This window comes from uncultured Jannaschia sp., from assembly GCF_947494055.1.
Classification (GTDB): Bacteria; Pseudomonadota; Alphaproteobacteria; order Rhodobacterales; family Rhodobacteraceae; genus Jannaschia.
Window position 1 is genome coordinate 1 of record NZ_CANLTR010000241.1, and the last position, 248, is coordinate 248.

A 248-nucleotide genomic window follows, 5' to 3' on the forward strand; every position below is an offset into this window, starting at 1 on the left:
CTGATCCGCGCTGTCGCCCGCCGTCTCTGTGCGATCGTGGGCGAAAACGACATGGTCGCCCGGCTCGGCGGGGACGAATTCGCCATCGTGCAGGGGCGTGTGACCGGCCGGGCTGACGTGGAGCGTCTCGCCGATGCAGTCATGAGGTCCATGACGCAGCCCTTCGACCTCTTGGGCAACCAGGTCTTCGTCGGGGCCAGCGCCGGGATCGCGATCGCGTCCGAGACGGCAAGCGAGAGAGCCGATCT

The 248-nt window shown here is 67.7% G+C and carries 1 protein-coding gene; it reads left to right on the plus strand.

Annotation, left to right across the window (positions count from 1 at the left end):
* On the plus strand, window positions 1-248 hold a 248-nt coding region (locus Q1A87_RS24010; protein WP_299657445.1), incomplete at both ends, for a diguanylate cyclase.